6 protein-coding genes and 1 pseudogene are annotated in these 5859 nt (G+C 72.6%); 6 read left to right on the top strand and 1 reads right to left on the bottom strand.

Features of this window, described 5'->3' with window-relative positions; genetic code table 11:
- A pseudogene (locus tag AB0I76_RS20770) lies at window positions 1–543 on the top strand (DUF58 domain-containing protein); the annotation flags it as partial.
- Complete coding sequence (locus tag AB0I76_RS20775) at window positions 540–1490, top strand: VWA domain-containing protein (protein WP_357037830.1); 951 nt, start codon at window positions 540–542, stop codon at window positions 1488–1490. The pseudogene AB0I76_RS20770 and the gene AB0I76_RS20775, both read left to right, overlap by 4 nt.
- 48 nt (window positions 1491–1538) lie before the next feature.
- Here AB0I76_RS20775 and AB0I76_RS20780 read toward each other — a convergent pair whose 3' ends face one another.
- The gene (locus tag AB0I76_RS20780; protein ID WP_357037833.1) at window positions 1539–1700 is read right to left on the bottom strand and encodes a hypothetical protein; all 162 of its coding nucleotides are present in this window, start codon (window positions 1698–1700) and stop codon (window positions 1539–1541) included.
- A gap of 421 nt (window positions 1701–2121) precedes the next feature.
- Here AB0I76_RS20780 and AB0I76_RS20785 point away from each other — a divergent pair, with 421 nt between their 5' ends.
- The 4 genes from AB0I76_RS20785 to AB0I76_RS20800 all read left to right on the top strand — a co-directional run bounded on the left by AB0I76_RS20785 (window position 2122) and on the right by AB0I76_RS20800 (window position 5628).
- Window positions 2122–2826 carry a beta-ketoacyl-ACP reductase gene (locus tag AB0I76_RS20785; protein ID WP_357037836.1) on the top strand — a complete coding sequence of 235 codons (705 nt, stop codon included), beginning with the start codon at window positions 2122–2124 and terminating at the stop codon, window positions 2824–2826.
- A 29-nt stretch (window positions 2827–2855) separates the two neighbouring features.
- Window positions 2856–3623 carry an enoyl-ACP reductase FabI gene (gene fabI / locus AB0I76_RS20790; RefSeq protein ID WP_357037839.1) on the top strand — a complete coding sequence of 256 codons (768 nt, stop codon included), beginning with the start codon at window positions 2856–2858 and terminating at the stop codon, window positions 3621–3623.
- A 163-nt stretch (window positions 3624–3786) separates the two neighbouring features.
- A complete protein-coding gene (locus AB0I76_RS20795) occupies window positions 3787–4818 on the top strand; it encodes a ferrochelatase (RefSeq protein ID WP_357037841.1) in 1032 nt (343 codons plus the stop codon).
- Window positions 4819–4848: 30 nt separating this feature from the next.
- Window positions 4849–5628, top strand: coding sequence for an HAD-IIA family hydrolase (locus AB0I76_RS20800; protein ID WP_357037844.1), 780 nt, complete (start codon window positions 4849–4851; stop codon window positions 5626–5628).
- Window positions 5629–5859: the final 231 nt, after the last annotated feature.

A 5859-nucleotide genomic window follows, 5' to 3' on the forward strand; every position in this document is an offset into this window, starting at 1 on the left:
ACGCCCGGGCCGGCGACCGGAGCGGGCGTGCTGACCCGGCTGCCGGCCCGTGCCGGCCGCAAGGAGGCGCACGGCCTGATGCGGGCCATCGCCGGCACCGAGATCCGCCCCGGACGCAGCGATCTCGGTGCGCTGGTCGACATGCTGAACCGGCCACCCCGGCGGCGCGGTGTGGCGGTGGTGATCTCCGACTTCCTCGCGCCGGTGCCGCAGTGGGCCCGGCCGCTGCGCAAGCTGCGGGTCCGGCACGACGTGCTGGCCATCGAGGTGGTGGACCCCCGCGAGCTGGACCTGCCCGACGTCGGGGTGCTCCCGGTCGTCGACCCGGAGACCGGCGAACTGCACGAGGTGCAGACCGCCGACCCGCGCCTGCGGCAGCGCTACGCCGAGGCGGCCGCCGCCCAGCGGGCGGAGATCTCCGCCGCCCTGCGCGGTGCCGGTGCCGCGCACCTGCGACTGCGTACCGACCGTGACTGGCTGCTGGACATGGTGCGCTTCGTGGCCGCGCAGCGGCACGCCCGCACCCGAGGGACGACACGATGATCCGATTTCTGCAACCGTGGTGGTTGCTGGCCGTGCTGCCGGTGCTCGCGCTCGCCGCGTTCTACGTCTGGCGGCAGCTGCACCGGCGGGCGTACGCGATGCGGTTCACCAATGTGGACCTGCTGCGTACGCTCGCGCCGAAGGGACTGGGCTGGCGGCGGCACGTCCCGGCGACGGCGTTCCTGCTCTGCCTGCTGGTGCTCGCCACCGCACTGGCCCGGCCGGCCGTGGACACCCGGGAGCCGCTGGAACGGGCGACCGTGATGCTCGCCATCGACGTGTCGCTGTCCATGCAGGCCGACGACGTGGCGCCGAACCGGCTGGAGGCGGCCCAGGAGGCGGCCAAACAGTTCGTCGGCGAGCTGCCGGAGAGCTACAACCTCGGGCTGGTCTCGTTCGCCAAGGCCGCGAACGTGCTGGTGTCGCCCAGCAAGGACCGGGAGGCGGTGGTCGCCGCCATCGACGGGCTGGTGCTGGCCGAGGCCACGGCGACCGGCGAGGCGGTTTTCACCTGCCTGGAGGCGATCCGGTCGGTGCCCGCCGACGGGGCGGCCGGCGTCCCGCCCGCGCGGATCGTGCTGCTCTCCGACGGCTACCGCACGTCCGGCCGCTCCGTGGAGGAGGCGGCCGCCGCCGCGCAGGCCGCGAACGTACCGGTCTCCACCATCGCGTTCGGCACCGACTCGGGTCAGGTGGACATCGGCGGCCAGCTGCAACGCGTGCCGGTGGACCGGCTGGCCCTGGCCGACCTGGCGGAGGCCACCGAGGGCTACTTCTACGAGGCGGCCTCGGTGACCGAGCTGAAGCAGGTGTACCAGGACATGGGCAGCTCGATCGGCTTCCGCACCGAACCGCGGGAGGTCACCCAGTGGTACGCGGGGGTGGCGCTGCTGTTGGCGCTCTGCGCCGGCGCGCTCAGTCTCCTGTGGTCGTCCCGGATGCTCTGATCCCGCCGACCCCGCGAGCGGCGGGGTCGGCGGCGGCGCCGGCGGTGGTCAGTGACCGCCGCCGGCCAGGACGAAGAGCACGGCCACCCAGACGGCGGCGAGGGTGAAGCCCAGCGGGGCGACGTAGCGGCTCATGGACGGCTCCGGGTGGCGACTGGACGGTCCGCCGGGCGGGGTGGGCGGGCCGCAGGGGCTGATCAGGACGCGCACACGAAGTCGTGACCGGGCTGCTCCGGGTGGCACACACGGACCGGCCCGGCCGAGCGGCCGGACGGGTGGGCGGTGCGGGGGAGCGGAGTCGGGGTCAGTTCACCTGCTGAGTCGTGGCTCAGCGGGACTGACGGACGGCCCGGCCACGACTGGGAGGATCGCTATCTCGCACAGCGATCACCTCCTGCGGTCGGCGGGGCCCGGAACGCGGGCACCTTAGGCCCGCAAACCCGATCATCGTACACCGGCCGATGCCTGTCCCCGCACTCGGCCGACCGGTTGGACGAGCCGGGACCGACGGCGGCGCCGGCCCTCCCCGGGTCGAGGGGGCCGGCCCGCATGGATCAGCCGTTAGCGCTTACCTACCGGTAACGCCTAGGCTCCGACGCGACGCGAGATCAGCTGAGCAAGAGGGGGAGCCGTGGCCCGTACCGTGCTGGTGACCGGGGGCAACCGGGGAATCGGCCTGGCCATCGCGCAGGCCTTCGCCAAGCAGGGCGACCGGGTGGCGGTGACGCACCGCAGTGGTGACGCGCCCGAGGGGCTGTTCGGGGTGCGCTGTGACGTGACCGACGCCGATTCGGTCGACGCCGCCTTCACCGCCATCGAGGCGGAGCTGGGGCCGGTCGAGGTGCTGGTCGCCAACGCCGGCATCACCGACGACACGCTGCTCATGCGGATGAGCGAGGAGCAGTTCACCCGGGTGCTGGACACCAACCTCACCGGCTCGTTCCGCTGCGCCAAGCGGGCGTCGGGCAAGATGCTCCGCGCGAAGTGGGGCCGGATGATCTTCATCTCCTCGGTGGTCGGCCTCTACGGCGGCCCGGGTCAGGTCAACTACGCCGCCAGTAAGGCGGGGCTGGTCGGCGTGGCCCGCTCGATCACCCGGGAGCTGGGCTCGCGCAACATCACCGCCAACGTGGTCGCGCCCGGCTTCATCGACACCGACATGACCGCCGCGCTGCCCGAGGACCGCAAGGCGGAGTACCGCAAGGCCATCCCGGCCGGCCGGTTCGCCACCCCGGAGGAGGTGGCCGGAGTGGTCACCTGGCTTGCCGGGGACACCGCCGGTTACGTGTCGGGCGCGGTCATCCCGGTCGACGGCGGCCTGGGCATGGGTCACTGAGCTGAGCAAGCACGGAGGAAGGTCAACACATGTCAGGACTGCTCGCCGGTAAGCGGCTGCTGGTCACCGGCGTCATCACCGACGCCTCGATCGCCTTCTCGGTGGCGAAGCTCGCCCAGGAGAACGGCGCGCAGGTCGTGCTCACCGGCTACGGCCGGCTCTCCCTGGTCGAGCGGATCGCCAAGCGGCTGCCCGAGCCCGCCCCGGTCATCGAGCTGGACGTGACCAACGCGGAGCACCTGGCCGGGCTGGCCGACAAGGTCCGCGAGCACGTCGACGGCCTCGACGGCGTGGTCCACTCGATCGGCTTCGCCCCGCAGAGCTGCCTGGGTGGCGGTTTCCTCGACGCCCCCTGGTCGGACGTCGCCACCGCCCTGCAGGTCTCGACGTACTCCTACACCTCCCTGGCCATGGCGTCCCTGCCGCTGATGTCCCCCGGTGGCGCGGTGGTCGGCCTGACGTTCGACGCCACGAAGGCCTGGCCGGTCTACGACTGGATGGGCGTGGCCAAGGCCGGCCTGGAGTCCGCGTCCCGCTACCTCGCGCTGCACCTGGGCAAGCAGGGCATCCGCAGCAACCTGGTCGCCGCCGGGCCGCTGCGCACCATCGCCGCCAAGTCGATCCCCGGCTTCGACCAGTTCGAGGACGCCTGGACCCAACGGGCCCCGCTGGGCTGGAACCTGACCGACCAGGAGCCGGCCGCCCGGGCCTGCCTGGCGCTCCTGTCCGACTGGTTCCCGGCCACGACCGGCGAGATCGTGCACGTCGACGGCGGGTACCACGCCATCGGCGCCTGAGGTGTAAGGCCGAACGGGCCGGGGGCGCTCCGGCGCAGCATGCGCCGCCGGCCTGTTCGCAAGGGCCCCTTCGTAACGCCTCCGGTGGAGGAAGGGGCCCCTTTTGACAGCGAGGAGCAGGGGGCGTCGCCGCGCCGTGATCGGCGGGGGCGAGAATGGGACCATGGCGTACGACGCGGTGGTGCTGGTTTCCTTCGGCGGGCCCGAACGGCCCGAGGACGTGATGCCCTTCCTGCAGAACGTGACCCGGGGCCGCGGCGTGCCTCCGGAGCGGCTGGCGGAGGTCGCGGAGCACTACCAGCACTTCGGCGGGGTCTCCCCGATCAACCAGCAGTGCCGGGAGCTGCTGGCCGCGATCCGGGAGGACTTCGCCGCCAACGGCATCGACCTGCCGGTGTACTGGGGCAACCGGAACTGGCACCCGATGCTCGCCGACACCGTGGCGCAGATGCGCGACGACGGCGTACGGCACGCTCTGGCGTTCGTCACCAGCGCGCTCGGCGGCTACTCGTCCTGCCGGCAGTACCAGGAGGACATCGCCGCCGCCCGGGCCGCCGTCGGCGCGGACGCCCCGATGATCGACAAGCTGCGCCAGTTCTGGGACCACCCTGGCTTCGTCGAGCCGCACGCCGACGCGGTGCGGGCCGCGCTCGCGCAGCTCGACCCGGCGAAGCTGTCCACCACGCGACTGGTCTTCACCGCCCACTCGGTCCCCAACTCGATGGACGCGAACGCCGGCCCGCACGGCAACCGGTACACGGCACAGCTCGCCGAGACCGCCCGGCTGGTGCACGCCGCGTCCGCCCCCCACCTGCCGTACGACCTGGTCTGGCAGAGCCGGTCCGGCCCGCCGCAGGTGCCGTGGCTGGAGCCGGACGTCAACGACCACCTCGCCGCGCTCGCCGAGCAGGGCGTCACCAGCGTCGTGGTCAGCCCGATCGGCTTCGTCTCCGACCATCTCGAGGTGGTGTGGGACCTGGACACCGAGGCGCTGGACACCGCCAAGCAGCTCGGCCTGGACTTCGTCCGGGCCGGCACGCCGGGCACCGACCCGCGCTTCGTCACAATGGTCCGGGAGCTGGTCCGGGAGCGGATCAACCCGGACGGCGTGACCCTGCGCCGTCGCCTCGGCGAGCTGCCGATGTGGGACACCTGCCCCACGGTCTGTTGCGTACCGGCCCGCCGGCCCTCCTGACCGCCGCCCCGACACCCCCTGGGACGACACATGCTTGACCGCAAGCCCGTCGAGAGCTGGCTGACCGACATGGACGGCGTTCTCGTCCACGAGGGCCAGCCCGTGCCCGGAGCGCCGGAGTTCGTCACCCGGCTGCGTACCTCCGGCAAGCCCTTCCTGGTGCTGACGAACAACTCCATCTACACGCCCCGGGACCTCCAGGCCCGGCTGGCCCGGATGGGGCTGGACGTGCCGGAGACGGCCATCTGGTCCTCCGCCCTGGCCACCGCCCAGTTCCTGGCCGACCAGCGGCCGGGCGGCACCGCGTACGTCATCGGGGAGGCGGGGCTGACCACCGCGCTGCACGCGGTCGGGTACGTGCTGACCGACTTCGCGCCGGACTACGTGGTGCTGGGGGAGACCCGCACCTACAGCTTCGAGGCGATCACCAAGGCCGTCCGGCTGATCAACGACGGGGCGCGGTTCATCTGCACCAACCCCGACGTGACGGGGCCGTCGGTGGAGGGCGCCCTGCCCGCGGCCGGTTCGGTCGCCGCGATGATCTCCAAGGCGACCGGCGTCGAGCCGTACTTCGTCGGCAAGCCGAACCCGATGATGATGCGCTCGGCGCTCAACACGATCAACGCCCACTCCGAGACGACCGCGATGATCGGCGACCGGATGGACACCGACATCCTCTGCGGTCTGGAGGCGGGCCTGGAGACGATCCTGGTGCTCACCGGCATCAGCAGCCGCACCGAGGCGGAGCGCTACCCGTACCGGCCGTCGCGGATCGTCGAGTCGGTCGCCGACCTGATCGACGAGATCTGACCGGTCGGCCGTCGCGGCGGCCGCCGGGCCGTCCGCCCGCCACCCTCCGGTCGGAGGTACGCGGACGGTCTCCTCGCCGTCGGCGGCCCTACGGGCGCAGCGGGGCGTTGCAGGCGGCGACGAGGGCCTGGCGGCAGGCGGTGGTCAGCGGATGATGTCCTCGGCGATACCAGCCGGGTTACCGCCGTACGCCTTGTACAGCGCGTTCAGCGCCCCAGCGGAGCACTGCGC

The sequence above is a fragment of the Micromonospora sp. NPDC049799 genome (assembly GCF_040656655.1).
GTDB lineage: Bacteria > Actinomycetota > Actinomycetes > Mycobacteriales > Micromonosporaceae > Micromonospora.